This window comes from Streptomyces bikiniensis (genome assembly GCF_000716625.1).
GTDB lineage: Bacteria > Actinomycetota > Actinomycetes > Streptomycetales > Streptomycetaceae > Streptomyces > Streptomyces bikiniensis.
On record NZ_JNXJ01000004.1, the window covers coordinates 199,675 to 215,635 of the forward strand.

The window sequence follows — 15,961 nt, forward strand, 5'->3', positions numbered from 1 at the left end:
GCTGTCGGTACCGACCCATAGGGTGACGCCCGACGACACGACAGCGGCACCACGGTGACGGCACGACGGCCGTACGGCATCGGTGCGGCACGGAGGAGAGCGGCATGCGGGAGTTGTTCCTGGCGGAGGAGCGGGCGTACATCCGGTGGATCGACCTGCCGGGCGAAGGGCCCGTACGGGTCTTCGTCCACGGCCTCGGGTGCACGGCCGCCTCGGACTTCGCCCACATCGCCGCCCACCCCGCGCTCCGCGGCGGCCGGGCGCTCCTGGTGGACCTCCTCGGCCACGGACTGAGCGACCGGCCCGCGGACTTCGACTACCGCATGGAGTCCCAGGCGGCGGCGGTGGCCGCCGTCCTCGACCACCTCGGCGTGACGGGAGCGGACCTCGTCGGGCACTCGATGGGCGGCTCCGTGGCGATCCACCTGGCGGCGGCCCGCCCCGACCTGGTCGCCCGGCTCGTGGTGGCGGAGCCCAACCTGTACGCGGGCGGGGGCGCCTTCAGCTCACCGGTGGCCGCCCAGAGCGAGGAGGCGTTCGTGACGAGGGGGTTCTCCCGCATGCTCGCCCTCGCCGGCCGCGCCGACTACGCCGCCCGGCTGCGCCTCGCCGACCCGCTGGCCGTCCACCGCAGCGCCGTGGCGCTGGTCGAGGGGAGCGCGCCCGCCACGGGGGACCTGCTGGCCGGGATCGTGGCGCCCCGTGCCTTCCTCGTCGGGGAGTTCAGCCTGCCGGACGCCGACGCGGAGAAGGCCGCGGCGCTCGGCATCCCGGTGACCGAGGTCCCCGGCGCGGGGCACAACCTGATGCTGGACAACCCGGACGGCTTCGCCACCGCGCTCGCCCGCTCCCTCGCGGAAGCCACGTGAACCCGCCGGACGCGGCGGGCAGGCCGGACGTGACGGACCCGCCGGACGAGCCGGACGCGGCGGGCCGACCGGACGTGACGGACCCGGCGGACGAGCCGGACGCGGCGGGCCGACCGGACGTGGCGAACCCGGCGGACGAGCCGGACGCGACGGGCCGACCGGACGTGGCGAACCCGCCGGGCCGTTCGGATCGGCCGGGCCGGGCAGGCCGTGTTTCCGGCCAGTCGTACACCTGATCCGGCCACCTCGACGGGGTTCCGAGGGGGTTCGATTGCAGGCGTGTGGCGGATGCATGACAAGGCGTCAACTTCCTTGAGCCACGCCCGTGGAGCCGCCAGGCTGCTGATCACGCCGGGACCGGACACACCGGTCCCGACCGTGCACGTGGCCCCGCGTGCACCCCCCCCACAGTCGTGCCGCCCCACCCCCGGGCACGACGCGGACGAGGAGGACTCCCTCGCAATGGCACTCCCGAAGAGCACCAGGACCCGCTTCGCCGTGACGGCCTCCGCCGCGACCGCGGCCGCCCTGCTCGGCACCTTCGCGGCCGTCCCCGCCCAGGCGGCCCCGGCCGAGGGCACCGTCCTCGCGGCGGGTTCGGCCGACGCCGTCCCCGGCAGCTACATCGTCACGCTGAAGCAGGACGCGGGCTTCAAGGCCGGCTCGGACAAGGGCCGGAAGCTGATATCCGCCTACGGCGGCACCGTCGGCAAGACGTTCGGCGCCGCCCTCGACGGCTACACGGCCACCCTCGACGCGAAGGCCGCCCGCCGCCTCGCCGCCGATCCGTCCGTCGCCTCCGTCGAGCAGAACCAGGTGGTCCGCTCCGACGCGACGCAGACCAACGCCCCCTGGGGCCTGGACCGCATCGACCAGGCGAACCTGCCGCTCTCCGGCACGTACACCTACCCCGACAGCGCGGGCGGCGGCGTCACGGCCTACGTCATCGACACCGGGGTCCGCATCAGCCACTCCCAGCTGGCAGGGCGCGCCGTGAACGGCTACGACGCGGTCGAGGGCGACACGGTCGCCCAGGACGGCAACGGCCACGGCACCCACGTCGCCACCACCGTCGCCGGAACCACCCACGGCGTGGCCAAGAAGACCAAGGTCGTCGCCGTCCGCGTCCTCGACGACAACGGCTCCGGCACCACCGCCGGCGTCATCGCGGGCATCGACTGGGTCACCTCCCACCACACCGCCGGCACCCCGGCCGTGGCCAACCTCTCCCTCGGCGGCGGCGCCTCCACCACCCTCGACAACGCGGTGAGGAGGTCCATCGCCGACGGCATCACCTACGCCGTCGCGGCGGGCAACTCCGGGGTCAACGCCTCCTCCTCGTCGCCCGCCCGGGTCACCGAGGCCCTCACGGTCGGCGCCACGAGCAACGCCGACGCCAAGGCGAGCTGGTCCAACTACGGCTCGGTCCTCGACCTCTTCGCCCCCGGCGTCTCCATCACCGCGGGCTGGCACACGAGCGACAGCGCCACCAACACCATCTCGGGCACCTCGATGGCCGCCCCGCACGTGGCGGGCGCCGCCGCGATCCACCTCGCCGGGCACCCCTCCGCCACCCCGGCCCAGGTCGCCACGGCCCTCGTCAACGGCGCCACGCCCGGCAAGGTCACCGGCCCGGGCAGCGGCTCCCCGAACCGCCTCCTGCGGATCGTCCCGTAACGAGGCCCGCGCCGCGACCCGGCGCACGCGACCGCCCCGGAGGCAGCCGGCGCCTCCGGGGCGCTCCCTGTCCGCGCGGCGGGACCGCCCCGCGGCCCGGTGGCGCGGGCGGGCCGCGGCGTGCGCCAGGATGGGACCATGACCGAGATCCGCACCCCCCGCCTCGTCCTCCGCCGCTGGAGCGACGACGACCTCGTCCCGCTGTCCGAGATCAACGCCGACCCCGAGGTCATGCGCCGGACCGGCGACGGCTCGGTCCGCGACCTGGAGGAGACCGCCGGGGACATCGAGCGGTACGAGGAGGAGTGGGACGAAGAGGGCTTCGGCCTCTTCGCCGTCGAACTCCTCGCCTCCGGCGAGCTGATCGGCCTCGTCGGACTCTCCGTACCGGACGAGGCGGCGGCGGACGTCGAGATCTCCTGGCGCCTCGGACGCCCGTTCTGGGGCCAGGGCTACGCCTCCGAGGCCGCCCACGCGGTCCTGGAGTGGGCGCTCCAGGACCGGGGGCTCGACCGGGTCGTCGCCGTCACGCACCTCGGCGACCGCGCGTCCGAGAACGTCGCGGCCAAGCTCGGCATGGAGCCCGAGCGCGAGCTGGACCACCCGGTCCTCGGCGTCCCCCTGCGCGTGCACGCCATCGACCTCAGCGAGTACCAGGCGTGAACCCGAGGGGGCGTCCGGCCGGGTGAGGACCGCGGACGCCCCCTCGGGGCCGTCAGTGGCGCTCGGGCAGGTCCCGCTCCGCCGGCAGCGCCGAGAGGTCGCCGGCCGAGGGCGAGGCGGCGCGCGACGACGGCGCCACGGCCGGCTTCTTGCCGCAGAACGCCGCCTCCAGCGTTCCGCCGAGCGCCGTGTTGACCACTCCGCGGTTCGAGGAGTTCGCCATGGCCGAGAGGCTGCGCCGGCCGTCACGCGTCGAGAAGGCGTACGTGTAGAAGCCCTGCACGGTGCCGGTGTGGCCGTACACCTGGGTGCCGCACGACAGGTCGTAGCGGCGCAGGCCGAGGCCGTAGAACCGGGTGCCGGTGGCGTCCGTCGGCGTCACCGTCGTCATCGCGTCCATCATCGCCGGGGACAGCAGACGGCCGCGCATGAGGGCCCTGGTGAAGGTGTTCAGGTCGGCGGGGCTGGAGATGACGGCCCCGGCGGACTGAGCCCAGGACACGGTCTGCTCCGTGGAGTCCACCAGCGGGTCGCCGGCCGCGTCCGGGTACAGGTACCCGCGGACGTGTCGCCCCGCGATGCGGGTCTCGGGGTGGACGTACGAGGTGTCGCGCAGCTTCAGCGGCTTGAAGATGCGGCGCTGGTACGCGTCCGCCACCGGCCTGCCCGTCAGCTTCTCGATGAGCATCCCGACCACCGCGAAGTTGGCGTTGGAATACTTGTACGACACTCCGGGTTCGGTGGTCCGGGGCAGCGCCAGGGAGAGGTCCACGAGCTCCTGGTAGGTGAACACCCTGTTCCGCACGGACTCGAAGCCCGGCACCGTGTTCGCGAACATCGGGTCGGTGTAGTCGGCGAGTCCGCTGCGGTGGGTGAGCAGGTGACGGACCGTGATGCGGTCGTCGGGGAGCAGGCCGGGCAGGTACGCGTCGACCGGCGCGTCGAGCGTCAGCCGCCCCTCCTGCACCAGCTGGAGGAGCACGACCGTGGAGAACGTCTTGCTGACGCTGCCGATCCGGAACCGCGACCGGACGTCCATGGGCGTGCCGTTCACCCGGTCCTGGACGCCGACCGTACGGCTCCGGACGCCGTCGGGGCCGGAGAACCGGGCCATCGCGCCCGGCGCTCCGTTGGCCACGGCGGCGTTCAGCGCCGCGACCACGCCCTCCATGTCGGGAGCGGGAGCGGTGTCCGCCGTCTTCGGGACGGCGGGGGCCTGCGGGACGGCGGCCGGGGCCTGCGGGGCGGCGGACGCGCTGGTGGCGGGTGCGACGCCCGCGGCGAGTGCGGCGATCATGGTGGCGCTCACGACCAGGCGTCGGTGCGACGTCAGGGGCACGGTGGTTTCCTCGACTTCATCGGATTCGTCCGGAACGACGCGCGGCGGCGGCGCACCGGGGGCACGGAGGGCGCCACCGTCACGGCGCGGCCCCGGGCCCCTTGATCATGAGTGCCAACGCCCGGGAAAGGTTCCTGACACGGGCCACGGGATGCGGAGGGGCTGATTCCGTTTCCCGCGCGCCACCTCCCGCGGCCGCGTCCGGACGCCCCCGCCCCGCCCCCGACACGCCCCGCGTACCCTCGTGACGTGCCCGTTTCCCGTCTGCATCGCGTCGCCGTCCTCGTCCTCGAAGGGGCGAAGCCCCTCGACGTCGGCATCCCCGCGCAGGTGTTCACGACCCGCGCGAGCATGCCGTACGAGGTACGGGTGTGCGGCGCCGAACCCGGTGTCGTCGCCGGCGGCGACGGTCTGGCCTACCAGGTCGCCCACGGCCTGGACGCGCTCGCGTGGGCCGACATCGTCTTCGTCCCCGGCTACCGCTTCCCCGACCGCGAGGACCCGCCCCGGGCCGTCGTCGACGCGCTGATCGCCGCCCACGAGCGGGGCGCGCGGCTCGCCGCGATCTCGACGGGCGCCTTCGCGCTGGCCGCCACCGGACTCCTCGACGGCAAACGCGCCACCACGCACTGGCACTACGCGCGGGCGCTCGCCGCGAAGCGCCCCCTGATCCGCGTCGACGAGAACGTCCTCTTCGTGGACGAGGGCAGCGTCCTGACGTCCGCCGGCGCCGCCTCGGGCATCGACCTGTGCCTGCACATCCTGCGCGGCGACCTCGGGGTGGCCGCGTCGAACCACGCGGCCCGGCGCCTGGTCGCCGCCCCGTACCGCAGCGGCGGCCAGGCGCAGTACGTGCCGCGCAGCGTGCCCGAACCGCTCGGAGAACGGTTCGCCGCCACCCGCGAGTGGGCGCTGCACCGGCTCGGCGAACCCCTCACCCTCGACGTCCTCGCCCGGCACGCGGCGGTGTCGGCGCGCACCTTCTCGCGCCGGTTCGTCGAGGACACCGGGTACACCCCCATGCAGTGGGTCATGCGGGCCCGCGTCGACCGGGCCCGCGAACTCCTCGAACGCTCCGAGCGGGGCGTCGAGCAGATCGCCGCCGACGTGGGGCTCGGCACCGGGGCCAACCTGCGGCTGCACTTCCAGCGGATCCTGGGCACCACGCCGACCGAGTACCGGCGCACCTTCGCCCAGGGCGAGTGAACCGGCCCCGGTGGCGCTCTGGCGCGATCCTTGCGGACCGTGGCGATCGCGCCGCTGTCACAGGCGCCCGCCGCGCACGAGCATGGGTGGCGAACCGAAGGGACATCGCCATGACTCGCATCGCCATCAACGGATTCGGCCGCATCGGACGCAACGTGCTGCGTGCGCTCCTGGAGCGCGACAGCGGCCTGGAGGTCGTCGCCGTCAACGACCTCACCGAGCCCACCGCGCTCGCGCGGCTCCTCGCCTTCGACTCGACCTCCGGCCGCCTCGGCCGTCCGGTGAGCGTGGACGGCGACACCCTGGTCGTCGACGGGCAGCGCATCAAGGTGCTCGCCGAGCGCGAGCCGGCGCAGCTGCCCTGGGCCGAACTCGACGTCGACATCGTCCTGGAGGCGACCGGCCGCTTCACGTCGGCCAAGGCGGCCCGCGCCCACATCGACGCGGGTGCCAGGAAGGTGCTCGTCAGCGCGCCCGCCGACGGTGCCGACGTCACCCTCGCGTACGGCGTCAACACCGACGCGTACGATGCGGAGCTGCACACGATCGTCTCGAACGCCTCGTGCACGACGAACGCGCTCGCCCCCCTGGCCAAGGTCCTCGACGACCTCGCCGGCATCGAGCACGGCTTCATGACGACGGTCCACGCGTACACGCAGGAGCAGAACCTGCAGGACGGCCCGCACCGCGACCCGCGCCGCGCCCGCGCCGCCGGCGTCAACATCGTCCCGACCTCGACGGGCGCCGCCAAGGCCATCGGCCTCGTGCTGCCCGGCCTGGACGGCAAGCTGTCCGGCGACTCGATCCGCGTCCCGGTCCCGGTCGGCTCGATCGTCGAGCTCAACACGACCGTCTCCCGCGACGTGACCCGCGAGGACGTCCTGGAGGCCTACCGTACCGCCGCCGAGGGCCCGCTCAAGGGCGTCCTGGAGTACTCGGAGGACGCGCTCGTCTCCTCCGACATCACGGGCAACCCGGCCTCCTCGATCTTCGACTCGGAGCTCACCCGCGTCGAGGGCCGCCACGTCAAGGTCGTCGCCTGGTACGACAACGAGTGGGGCTTCTCGAACCGCGTCATCGACACGCTCGAACTCCTCGCCGGCTGACGAGGACCCGACTCGTCGGCCGACGAGGACCCCACGGTCCACACGGCCGCCGTCCCCGGCAAGCGGACCACCCCGCGCCGGCCCCGCACCCGCGGGGCCGGCGCGTCGCCGTTCCCGGTGCCGGCCGGTGACCGGCAGGCAACAGAGCGCCCTCCGGACTGCCGGAGTCCGGCATGACGGCCGCCCGTACTCCCCGTCTACCGTGCGGGGAGGAACGGAACACCGCACACCGGGAGGGACCCATGGCTCTGGGGCCGCTGGAGAGGGACAGCAACGGTTTCTGGGGTCTCGGCGACCGGGAGCGGAATCCCTCCGGCAGCCATGTCGTCCTCCTGCCCGAGGGCCTTGAACAGCGGTGCGACGGCGTCCGGCAGACCCTGGTCCCCTGGTCGCGGTTCATGACGATCCACGAAGTGGGACCGAGGTTCGAGGGGCGCCACCGGATAGGCCCCCTCGTCAGGGCGACGCTCCGTCACCCCTACGAGGTGTGGGAGGCGCGGTTCACCCGGCACGCGCACCGCTACCGCACGGCCCACGTGCTCCTGCTGGACGAGCTGTTCGTGCGGACGGCCGAGGCGAAGGAGACCGAGCGCCTCGGAGACCCGGACTGGCTGGCGGCCGTGGTCGAACGGCTCGCCCCGCAGAGCCCGTGGACCAGGAAGACGCTGCGCTCGGCCGTGGCGGAGGCGCGAAAGGTCTGACCGCCCGGGCCTCCTTCCGGAAGGGGCCCGATCGCCCCGGCCTCTTCCGGCACGGGGCCCGATCGCCCTGGCTTCTTCCGGCACGGGGCCCGACCGCCCTGGCCCCTCACGGCCGGGGCCGCGCCGGTGGCTCCAGGGCCGTGCCGATCGGCTGGTCCGGATCGAGGACGAGCCCCAGCCGCAGGGTGGACTGCGAGAGGACGCCCCACAGGGCGTCGCCCAGGAAATGCGTCAGGTCGTCGAGGGAGCTCCGCGACTCGGGGTGCGCGGCCCACTGGTTGACCACCCCGTCCACCAGCCCCACCATGCCGAACGCCAGGTTGAGGGTGAAGCCCGCGGGCGCCTTGCCGCCGTCGACCAACTGCTCGGCGTACGTGTCGAGCAGCCGCGCCAGGTGGAGGGCGATGGCCGTGCGGGTGCCCGCCACCACCCGGGAGCCGGCGGCGTGCCGCTCGGGCGAGCCGGTGCCGAGGAACTGGTGGAGCCGGGGGTGCTCCGCGACCCAGCCGACATAGGTCGCGGCGCCGAGTTCGACGGCCTCCCGGACGGTTCCCTTCGGGTCGAGCGCCGGGTACAACTCGGCCAGCAGGTCGTCGGCGATGCGCGCGCGGATCCGCTCGTCCAGGTCCTCGCGGCTGCGGAAGATCCGGTAGACCACGGAACGGGGCATCCCGGCCTCGGCGCCGATCGCCGCCACGCTGACCGAGGGACCCTCCCGGCCGATGACGGCGAGGGCCGCCGCGAGGACCTGGTCGCGGCGCTCGGCCCGGTGGCCGGACCAGCGCGTGTCCCGGCCGTCGGGGCGTCCGTCACCGCGTACGTCTCTGTCCTCCGCCACGGCGTGGATCGTACCCGGCCCGATCAAGAGGCCGCGCGCGGTCGTTTCCCGGGGGTGGCGCATGACGTGTTACCGCCGGTACCTTGGACGCAGTGACACAGGTAAATTCCCGTACCGGGCGACGGCGTTCGGGTCTGGTGCATCCGGTGCACCGGTGCGGAAGCACGCGGGGCGGCGACAGAGGGGTAACGAGATGGAACACCAGCACGTCGACGTGCTGATCATCGGCGCGGGACTGTCCGGCATCAGCGCCGCCTGCCACCTGGCCGACGGCAACCCCGGCACCACGTACGCCGTCATCGAGCGGCGCGCACGGGTCGGCGGCACCTGGGACCTGTTCCGCTACCCGGGCATCCGCTCGGACTCGGACATGTACACCTTCGGCTACGGCTTCCGCGCCTGGCACGGCACCAGGATCCTCGCCGAGGGCACGGACATCCGCCGCTACGTCCAGGAGACCGCCGAGGAGCGCGGCGTCACCGAGCACGTCCGCTTCGGCCGCAAGGCCGTCCGCGCCGACTGGTCGGGCGACGAGGGCCGGTGGACCGTCGAGACCCTGGACGAGGCCACCGGCACGACCGAGCTCTGGAAGGCCCGCTTCCTCGTCGGCGCCACCGGCTACTACGACTACGACGCCGGCCACCGCCCGGAGTTCCCCGGCGAGGAGCGCTTCACCGGCACCCTCGTGCACCCGCAGCACTGGCCCGAGGACCTCGACCACACCGGCAAGCGCGTGGTCGTCATCGGCAGCGGCGCCACCGCCATCACCCTGGTCCCCTCGATGGCCGACACCGCCGCGCACGTCACCATGCTCCAGCGCTCGCCCACGTACATCCTGGCGCTGCCCGCCGACGACCCCGTCTCCACCGTCCTGCGCAGGCTCCGCGTCCCCGCCGGGCTCGTCCACCGCGTGGGCCGCGCCCGCAACATCGCGCTCCAGCGCGGCCTGTACGCCCTGTGCCGCAAGGCCCCGCGGCTCATGCGCAAGGTGCTGCTCGGCGCCGTCCGGGCCCGGCTCGGCAAGGACGTCGACATGCGCCACTTCACCCCGTCGTACAAGCCCTGGGACCAGCGGCTCTGCGTCGTCCCCGGCGGCGACCTCTTCAAGGCCCTCAAGAGCGGCAAGGCCTCCGTGGTCACCGACCGGATCGAGACCTTCACCGAGAACGGGATCAGGGTGAAGTCCGGCGAGGAGATCCCGGCCGACGTCGTCGTCACGGCCACCGGCCTGAAGCTCCAGCTCGCCGGCGGCATGGAGATCACGGTCGACGGCAAGCCCCTCGTCACCCGCGACCACCTCCTCTACAAGGGCGTGATGCTCGACGGCGTCCCCAACCTGGCGATGATCATCGGCTACACCAACGCCTCCTGGACGCTCAAGGCCGACCTCGCCTGCGCGTACCTCAGCCGCCTGATCGCCCACATGGACCGGCACGGCCTCACCAGCGCCACCCCCGTCGCCGCCGCGTCCGACCGCTCCGACGTGTCCGTCATGGGGGAGTCGCTGACCTCCGGCTACATCGCGCGCGGCGACGCGATCATGCCCCGCCAGGGCATCCGCGACCCCTGGCGGATCTGGAACGACTACTACCGCGACCGCCGGGCCCTGCGGGACTCGCCCGTCGAGGACCCCGCCCTCCGCTTCGAGCGGACCGCCCCCGGGACACGTCCCGCCACCGACCGCCGGGACCACGCCCCGGCGGTCTGACCCCGGACCCGCCCGTCCCTCCGGAGACCGCACACGAGAGATCGAGGACGACGATGACCATCAGCCAGGAGAACTACCACGAAAGGCTCCGGACGCTGTCCGAGGCGTCGGTGCACATCCACTTCGACGCCTTCACCGACATCGACTGGGACAACCCCGAGTTCGCCATCGACCCGAAGGACCCCCGCTGGGTGCTCCCCGCGGCCGACCCGCTCGGCGGCCACCCGTGGTACCGGGCGCAGCCGCTGGAGGTCCGGACGAAGATCGGCCTGTGGCGGTACGCCAACATCGTCAAGGTCGGCATGCAGTTCGAGAACGTCCTCATCCGCGGGGTGATGGACTACCTCTTCGCGCTGCCGAACCAGAACCCGGAGTTCCGCTACCTCACCCACGAGGCCACGGAGGAGTGCCACCACACCCAGATGTTCCAGGAGTTCGTCAACCGCGCGGGCGCCGACGTGCCCGGCGGCCGGCGCTCCTTCCGGGTGGTCAGCCGCTTCCTGCCGCTGGCCGGCTCCCTCATCCCCGAGTCGTTCTTCACCGGCGTCCTCGCCGGCGAGGAGCCCATCGACCACCTCCAGAAGGCGATCCTGCGCGGCGGCGAGGACATCCACCCCCTGATGCGGCGGCTCATGCAGATCCACGTCGCCGAGGAGGCCCGCCACATCTCCTTCGCCCACGAGTTCCTGCGCGTCAAGGTCCCCGGCTACGGCAGGTTCCGCCGGGGCGCCCTCTCAGTGGCCTTCCCGGTCATCATGCGCGTCCTCGGCGACGTCATCGTGGTCCCCGACCGGAAGACCGCCGAGAAGATCGGCGTCCCCCACTGGGTGATCAAGGACATCTTCTGGAAGTCGCCCGACGGCGAGAAGATGCTCCGCGACCTCTTCTCCGACGTGCGGATGCTCGCCGAGGACATCGGCCTGATGAACCGGGCCTCCCGGAAGGTGTGGCGCGCCCTGCGCATCGACGGGCGCCCGTCCCGCTTCCGGGGCGAGCCCGCCCCGCACGCCGCCTGACGCACCGGCTCCTCGTCCGGCGGGCGTACGCCGTCCGGGCAGCACACCCGCCCGCCGGGCGGGACCGCCGACCGGGAGCCGTCCCGGCGGCCCCGCGAACGTGAACGGAGAACCGCTCCCCATGCCCTACGTCGTCACCCGGTCGTGCTGCGCCGACGCGTCGTGTGTGCTGGCCTGCCCGGTCAACTGCATCCACCCCGCCCCCGGCGAACCGGGCTTCGGACAGACCGAGATGCTGTACGTCGACCCCCGCACCTGCGTCGACTGCGGGGCGTGCACGACGGCCTGCCCGGTGGACGCCCTCAAACCGCACACCAAGCTCACCGAGGGCGAGCTGCCGTTCCTCGAACTCAACCGCGCCTACTACGACACCTCCCCGCACGCCGACCGCACCCCCATGGCCCTCGTGCCCCCGCAGCGCCGGGCGGAGACCACCGGGCTGCGGGTGGCCGTGGTCGGCGCCGGACCGGCCGGACTCTTCGCCGCCGACGAACTGCTCCGGCACCCCGGCGTGAGCGTCACCGTGTACGACCGGCTGCCCACCCCGTACGGACTCGCGCGGGCCGGAGTGGCCCCCGACCACCAGGACACCAAGCGGGTCACCGAACTGTTCCGGGCCATCGAGGGCCAGCCCGGCTTCTCGTACCGCCTCAACACCCGGATCGGCCACGACCTGCACCATGAGGACCTGGTCCGCGACCACCACGCCGTGGTCTACGCCGTGGGCGCCGCCACCGACCGGCGCCTCGGCATCGAGGGCGAGGACCTGCCCGGCAGCGCCTCCGCCACCGACTTCGTCGCCTGGTACAACGGCCACCCCGACCACGACGGCACCGCCCACCCGCTGGACACCGAACGGGCCGTCGTCGTCGGCAACGGCAACGTGGCCCTGGACGTGGCCCGGATCCTGACCGCCGACCCCGACGCCCTCGCCCGTACCGACATCTCCGACCGGGCCCTGACCGCGCTGCGCGCGAGCCGGGTCCGCGAGGTCGTCGTCCTCGGGCGGCGCGGACCGGCCGAGGCCGCGTTCACCCTGCCCGAACTGATCGCGCTCGCCGCCCTCGACGACGTCGACGTCCTCGTGGAGGGATGGCCCGAGAGCCTGCCGGCGGACGCCACGCCCAAGACGGCGGTCCTCGCCGAACTCGCCGCCCGCGCCCCCGTCCCCGGCCGCCGCCGCATCGTGCTGCGCTTCCTGACCGGCCCGGCGCGGATCGAGGGCGGGGACCGGGTGACCGGCCTGACCGTCGTACGGACCGCACTGCGCCGCGCCGACGACGGCACCGTACGGGCCGTCCCCACCGACGACACCGAGACCATCGCGACGTCGCTCGTGCTGCGCGCCGTCGGCTACCGCGCCGAACCGGTGCCGGGCCTGCCGTTCGACGCGGAGACCGGCACCGTGCCGCACGAGCGGGGTCGGGTCGAACCGGGCGTCTACGTCACCGGCTGGATCAAGCGCGGCCCCACCGGCTTCATCGGCACCAACAAGTCCTGCGCCCAGGAGACCGTCACCACCCTCCTGGACGACCTCGAAGCGGGCCTGCTGACCGCCCCCGCGGGCCCGCCGGCGGGCCCGGCCCGTCCCGACGCCGTCGACCTCGACGGCTGGCGCGCGATCGACGCCGCCGAACGCGCCGAGGGCCGAGCCCAGGACCGCCCCCGCGTCAAACTCGTGGACCGCGAGGACCTGCTCGCCGCCGCGTCGGGCCCCGGGGGCGCGGCCGGGCCCCGGGGAGGCGGGGTGCGGTGACGGGACGCCCGGCGATCGGGTCCCGGAGGACGTCGGGCAGGGCCGCCGCGCGCTCCACCGGGTTCGGTTCGAGCGCCGGGACGGCGGGCGCGATTGGTTCTCCCCGGCAGGGGTACCCGCCGGACGGCACCGGGCACCGGAGCGCCGTACGGCGGGACAGACCGGCCGGTGGAAGACCGGCGGAGGAGGAGACAGCACGATGGCGGGCAGCAAGGAGAACCAGGACGTGGTCGCGGCCATCCTGAAGGACCACCGCAGGATGGAGGACCTGTTCCGCCGGATGCGGAGCGTCGAGGCGGACCGGGCCGCCGCCCTGAAGGAGTTCTCGGCCCTGCTGATCGCGCACGGCGAGGCCGAGGAGGCCGAGGTCTACGGGGCGCTCAAGCGCTTCAAGAACGTCGACGACGAGGAAGTGGACCACGGCACGGAGGAGCACGAGGAGGGGAACAAGGCCCTCCTCGCCCTCCTGGAAGTGGACGAGGTCGGCTCCGACGAGTGGGACGAGCGCCTGGAGGAGCTGGTCGAGGCGGTCACCCACCACCTCGACGAGGAGGAGCGCACCATCCTCAACGACACCCGGGAGAACGTCCCCGACGAGCGCAGGGCCGAACTGGGCGGCGCGTTCCTGAAGGAGCGCGCCCGGCAGCTCGCCTCGGACTGCGGCCGCGTGGAGAACGTGCGCGAGGTCGTCCACGGATGAGGGCCGGAGACGCGTAAGGCCGACGTGGACGGGGCCGGGCGCGGACGAGACCGACATGGACGAGGTCGGGCGCGGGCGAGACCGGAGCGCCCCGGTGGGCGGCCCGCCCGGGCCGCCCACCGGCGCGGATTCACCTCCCCGCGCTCCCACCGGCCCCCGCCGGCGCCGCGTCGGCGGCCAGGGGCGGGGTGTCGAGCCCGGCCCCCCGCCCGAGGCCTTCGAGGAACTCGCCGACGGCCTCCTCCGAGGTCCACGACGGCGCCCAGTCCAGTTCCTCACGGGCCCGCGAGAAGTCGAGCAGGGGCAGCCGCAGGACCGCGTCGAACAGCCCCGGCGCGGCGGGCACGAGGCGCAGGCGCCACGCGGCGGCGAGTACGGTACGGGCCGCGCCCGCCGGAACCGGGACGGCGCGGGCCCTCAGGAGGCGGGCCAGGACGTCGGTGTCGAGCACCGGATCGGCCGCCAGGTTGAACGGCCCCCTGACCGGCCGCACCACGGCCGCCCGGTAGGCCTCGGCGGCGTCGTCGGTGTGCAGCGCCTGGAACCGCAGCCCCTTGATGGAGGGCACGACGGGCAGCACACCCGGCCGTACGGCGCGCCACGGCAGGAGGGGGCCCGCGAAGATGCGGCGCTGCTCGCTCGCGGCCCCCTCCTTGAACAGGAACGCCGGCCTCATCCGTACGACCCGCAGGTCCGGGTGGGCCGACTGGAAACCGTCCAGGTAGCGCTCCAGATAGGCCTTCTCCCGGGTGTAGGCCGCGCCGGGCCAGCCGTGGGTGGACCACGACTCGTCCACGGGGCGTCCGTCGGACGGGCCGGGGGAGTAGGCGCCCACCGAAGAGGCGTGCACCAGGCACTGCACCCCCGCCCGGGCGCACGCCTCGAAGACCCTGATGCTGCCCAGGACGTTGGTGCGCCAGGTCTCGACCGGATCGTGCGTGGGCTGGAACTTCCAGGCGAGGTGGACGACGGCGTCGGCCCCCGCGAACAGCGCGGCCAGGTCGGGGCCGCCGGGGTCGACGTCCGCCGCCGTCCAGCGGGCTCCGCCGATCCGCAGCTCGGGGACGCGACGGGCGACACCGAGCACGTCCGTGACCGCGCGGTCACGGTCGAGGGCCCGGACCACGCTGGTTCCGACGTTTCCGGTGGCTCCTGTGACGACGACCCTCATGGTGCTTGTCCAATCGCGGGGGGGGCGGGGGAGGCGGTGCGGACATGCCCACCGTCGGCTCCCGGCCGGGGAACCGGCCACGCCCTGCGAGTGACCGCGCGGTGCGCCCCGTAAACGCCGGGGCCGCTCATCCCTCCGGCCACGGGAGGCCGGGGGTCCCGGGCGCGGGCGGCACCTCCACCTCGAACCAGACGGCCTTGCCGCCGTCCCTCGGGACGCAGCCCCAGGCGGTCGACAGCCGTTCCAGCAGGTACAGGCCGTGCCCGGAGGCGCGGCTCGGGCGGTGCGGGCCACGGGGCCGGGGGTGTACCGGGTTCGTGTCGCTGACCTGGACCCACAACCGGCCCCCGGTGCGGTCGAGCCGCAGCTCGTACGGCACGCCCCCGTGGGTGAACGCGTTGGTGACCACCTCGGAGACCAGCAGCAGGGCGTCCTCGGCGGCGACCTGCCCGGGCGCGCCCGCGGTCCCGAACCACTCGCTCAGCGCCCGCTGGGTCAGGTCCCGGCACGCGCCCACCACCCCGGGGACCTCCGTCAGTTCGTACCGGCGGGTCTCGGCGGCCATGGGCCGCACGTGATGTACGCGGCGACCGTTCATACGCTGCGGGTTCCCAGGACGTCCGCTCCGAATCGTCCCGCAAGGGCGTCCGCCCGGCGGCTGCGACGGCGCTTTCGCGCGAGTGCGACGGCGCTTTCGCACGAGAAGGCGGTCGCCGCGTTTTCCCAGAACCCCCTTTCGTAACCCCTCACATCTCAGGAATGTGCCCACAGTTCTCGGAAAGAGGTAAAAGGAGCAAAAGGTGTGAGAGGAACGGTGAGATTCATGAAACCCACGACGTCCGTGCGGAAAGAGGAGCCGGGAGGCGAGAGTTCCGGGCCCCGACAGGGCCATGGCTGACGGCGAGGGCGGGGGAGGTGGAATCCAGGTGCGGAGGCTGATGGTGCGCGGGGTGCGGAGGGTGGTGTCGCGTTGCCGGGACTTCACGGCGGAGGCGTTGGCGGACTGGGGGTGGATTCCGGCGGGGAGCGAGGCGGGGGAGGAGCGGGTCGAGGACGTGCTGTTGTTGGTGTCGGAGGTGGTGACCAATGCCTGTCTGCATGCCGGGGGTCCCGAGGAGTTCGTTCTGCGGCGCGGGCGGGAGGGGTTGCGGGTGGAGGTCTCCGATGCCAGTCCTGAGCCGCCCCGGCCGCGTGGGCCGCGTTCGCCCGCG

At 73.7% G+C, this 15,961-nt stretch carries 16 protein-coding genes; 12 read left to right on the plus strand and 4 right to left on the minus strand.

Going from position 1 to position 15,961, the window contains the following annotated elements:
- Positions 1–104 precede the first annotated feature (104 nt).
- The 4 genes from OO47_RS04270 (at position 105) to OO47_RS04285 (ending at position 3,209) form a co-directional block, all read left to right on the plus strand.
- Positions 105–869, plus strand: coding sequence for an alpha/beta fold hydrolase (locus OO47_RS04270; protein ID WP_030212539.1), 765 nt, complete (start codon positions 105–107; stop codon positions 867–869).
- Positions 866–1,105 carry a hypothetical protein gene (locus tag OO47_RS04275; RefSeq protein ID WP_030212542.1) on the plus strand — a complete coding sequence of 80 codons (240 nt, stop codon included), beginning with the start codon at positions 866–868 and terminating at the stop codon, positions 1,103–1,105. Before OO47_RS04270 ends, OO47_RS04275 begins: the two co-directional genes overlap by 4 nt.
- Before the next feature lie 226 nt (positions 1,106–1,331).
- Entirely contained in the window at positions 1,332–2,546 is a 1,215-nt protein-coding gene (locus OO47_RS04280) for a S8 family peptidase (protein ID WP_030212545.1), read from the plus strand.
- A 138-nt stretch (positions 2,547–2,684) separates the two neighbouring features.
- Entirely contained in the window at positions 2,685–3,209 is a 525-nt protein-coding gene (locus OO47_RS04285) for a GNAT family N-acetyltransferase (RefSeq protein ID WP_030212548.1), read from the plus strand.
- A gap of 52 nt (positions 3,210–3,261) precedes the next feature.
- Here OO47_RS04285 and OO47_RS04290 read toward each other — a convergent pair whose 3' ends face one another.
- The gene (locus OO47_RS04290; RefSeq protein ID WP_051715919.1) at positions 3,262–4,506 is read right to left on the minus strand and encodes a serine hydrolase domain-containing protein; all 1,245 of its coding nucleotides are present in this window, start codon (positions 4,504–4,506) and stop codon (positions 3,262–3,264) included.
- A gap of 291 nt (positions 4,507–4,797) precedes the next feature.
- Between OO47_RS04290 and OO47_RS04295 the strand changes: the two genes are divergently transcribed.
- The 3 genes from OO47_RS04295 to OO47_RS04305 all read left to right on the plus strand — a co-directional run bounded on the left by OO47_RS04295 (position 4,798) and on the right by OO47_RS04305 (position 7,561).
- Entirely contained in the window at positions 4,798–5,754 is a 957-nt protein-coding gene (locus OO47_RS04295; protein WP_030212553.1) for a GlxA family transcriptional regulator, read from the plus strand.
- A gap of 110 nt (positions 5,755–5,864) precedes the next feature.
- Entirely contained in the window at positions 5,865–6,860 is a 996-nt protein-coding gene (gene gap, locus OO47_RS04300) for a type I glyceraldehyde-3-phosphate dehydrogenase (RefSeq protein WP_030212557.1), read from the plus strand.
- 242 nt (positions 6,861–7,102) lie between these two features.
- Entirely contained in the window at positions 7,103–7,561 is a 459-nt protein-coding gene (locus OO47_RS04305) for a hypothetical protein (protein ID WP_030212560.1), read from the plus strand.
- A 106-nt stretch (positions 7,562–7,667) separates the two neighbouring features.
- On the opposite strand, the gene OO47_RS04310 is transcribed toward OO47_RS04305, so the two are convergent.
- Positions 7,668–8,399: a TetR/AcrR family transcriptional regulator gene (locus tag OO47_RS04310; protein WP_030212563.1), complete on the minus strand. Its 732-nt coding sequence runs from the start codon at positions 8,397–8,399 to the stop codon at positions 7,668–7,670.
- 193 nt (positions 8,400–8,592) lie between these two features.
- On the opposite strand from OO47_RS04310, the gene OO47_RS04315 reads away from it, so the two are divergent.
- The 4 genes from OO47_RS04315 (at position 8,593) to OO47_RS04330 (ending at position 13,579) form a co-directional block, all read left to right on the plus strand.
- Positions 8,593–10,107, plus strand: coding sequence for a flavin-containing monooxygenase (locus OO47_RS04315; protein WP_030212566.1), 1,515 nt, complete (start codon positions 8,593–8,595; stop codon positions 10,105–10,107).
- A gap of 53 nt (positions 10,108–10,160) precedes the next feature.
- Positions 10,161–11,123, plus strand: coding sequence for an AurF N-oxygenase family protein (locus OO47_RS04320; RefSeq protein ID WP_030212569.1), 963 nt, complete (start codon positions 10,161–10,163; stop codon positions 11,121–11,123).
- A gap of 121 nt (positions 11,124–11,244) precedes the next feature.
- The gene (locus OO47_RS04325) at positions 11,245–12,879 is read left to right on the plus strand and encodes an FAD-dependent oxidoreductase (RefSeq protein ID WP_030212572.1); all 1,635 of its coding nucleotides are present in this window, start codon (positions 11,245–11,247) and stop codon (positions 12,877–12,879) included.
- Positions 12,880–13,078: 199 nt separating this feature from the next.
- Complete coding sequence (locus tag OO47_RS04330; RefSeq protein ID WP_030212575.1) at positions 13,079–13,579, plus strand: hemerythrin domain-containing protein; 501 nt, start codon at positions 13,079–13,081, stop codon at positions 13,577–13,579.
- 130 nt (positions 13,580–13,709) lie between these two features.
- On the opposite strand, the gene OO47_RS04335 is transcribed toward OO47_RS04330, so the two are convergent.
- Positions 13,710–14,750 (minus strand): NAD-dependent epimerase/dehydratase family protein, encoded by a 1,041-nt coding sequence (locus tag OO47_RS04335; protein WP_030212578.1) that lies wholly within the window; start codon positions 14,748–14,750, stop codon positions 13,710–13,712.
- A gap of 127 nt (positions 14,751–14,877) precedes the next feature.
- Positions 14,878–15,315, minus strand: coding sequence for an ATP-binding protein (locus OO47_RS04340; RefSeq protein ID WP_030212581.1), 438 nt, complete (start codon positions 15,313–15,315; stop codon positions 14,878–14,880).
- Positions 15,316–15,688: 373 nt separating this feature from the next.
- On the opposite strand from OO47_RS04340, the gene OO47_RS37615 reads away from it, so the two are divergent.
- Positions 15,689–15,961, plus strand: a 273-nt coding sequence (locus OO47_RS37615) for an ATP-binding protein (protein ID WP_030212584.1), incomplete at its 3' end; no start/stop codon positions are given.

Coding starts and splice junctions, on each gene's coding strand:
- OO47_RS04270 (WP_030212539.1), top strand. CDS start 105: ATGCGGGAGTTGTTCCTGGCGGAGGAGCGGGCGTACATCCGGTGGATC.
- OO47_RS04280 (WP_030212545.1), top strand. CDS start 1,332: ATGGCACTCCCGAAGAGCACCAGGACCCGCTTCGCCGTGACGGCCTCC.
- OO47_RS04285 (WP_030212548.1), top strand. CDS start 2,685: ATGACCGAGATCCGCACCCCCCGCCTCGTCCTCCGCCGCTGGAGCGAC.
- OO47_RS04290 (WP_051715919.1), bottom strand. CDS start 4,506: ATGATCGCCGCACTCGCCGCGGGCGTCGCACCCGCCACCAGCGCGTCC.
- gap (WP_030212557.1), top strand. CDS start 5,865: ATGACTCGCATCGCCATCAACGGATTCGGCCGCATCGGACGCAACGTG.
- OO47_RS04305 (WP_030212560.1), top strand. CDS start 7,103: ATGGCTCTGGGGCCGCTGGAGAGGGACAGCAACGGTTTCTGGGGTCTC.
- OO47_RS04315 (WP_030212566.1), top strand. CDS start 8,593: ATGGAACACCAGCACGTCGACGTGCTGATCATCGGCGCGGGACTGTCC.
- OO47_RS04320 (WP_030212569.1), top strand. CDS start 10,161: ATGACCATCAGCCAGGAGAACTACCACGAAAGGCTCCGGACGCTGTCC.
- OO47_RS04325 (WP_030212572.1), top strand. CDS start 11,245: ATGCCCTACGTCGTCACCCGGTCGTGCTGCGCCGACGCGTCGTGTGTG.
- OO47_RS04330 (WP_030212575.1), top strand. CDS start 13,079: ATGGCGGGCAGCAAGGAGAACCAGGACGTGGTCGCGGCCATCCTGAAG.
- OO47_RS04335 (WP_030212578.1), bottom strand. CDS start 14,750: ATGAGGGTCGTCGTCACAGGAGCCACCGGAAACGTCGGAACCAGCGTG.
- OO47_RS04340 (WP_030212581.1), bottom strand. CDS start 15,315: ATGGCCGCCGAGACCCGCCGGTACGAACTGACGGAGGTCCCCGGGGTG.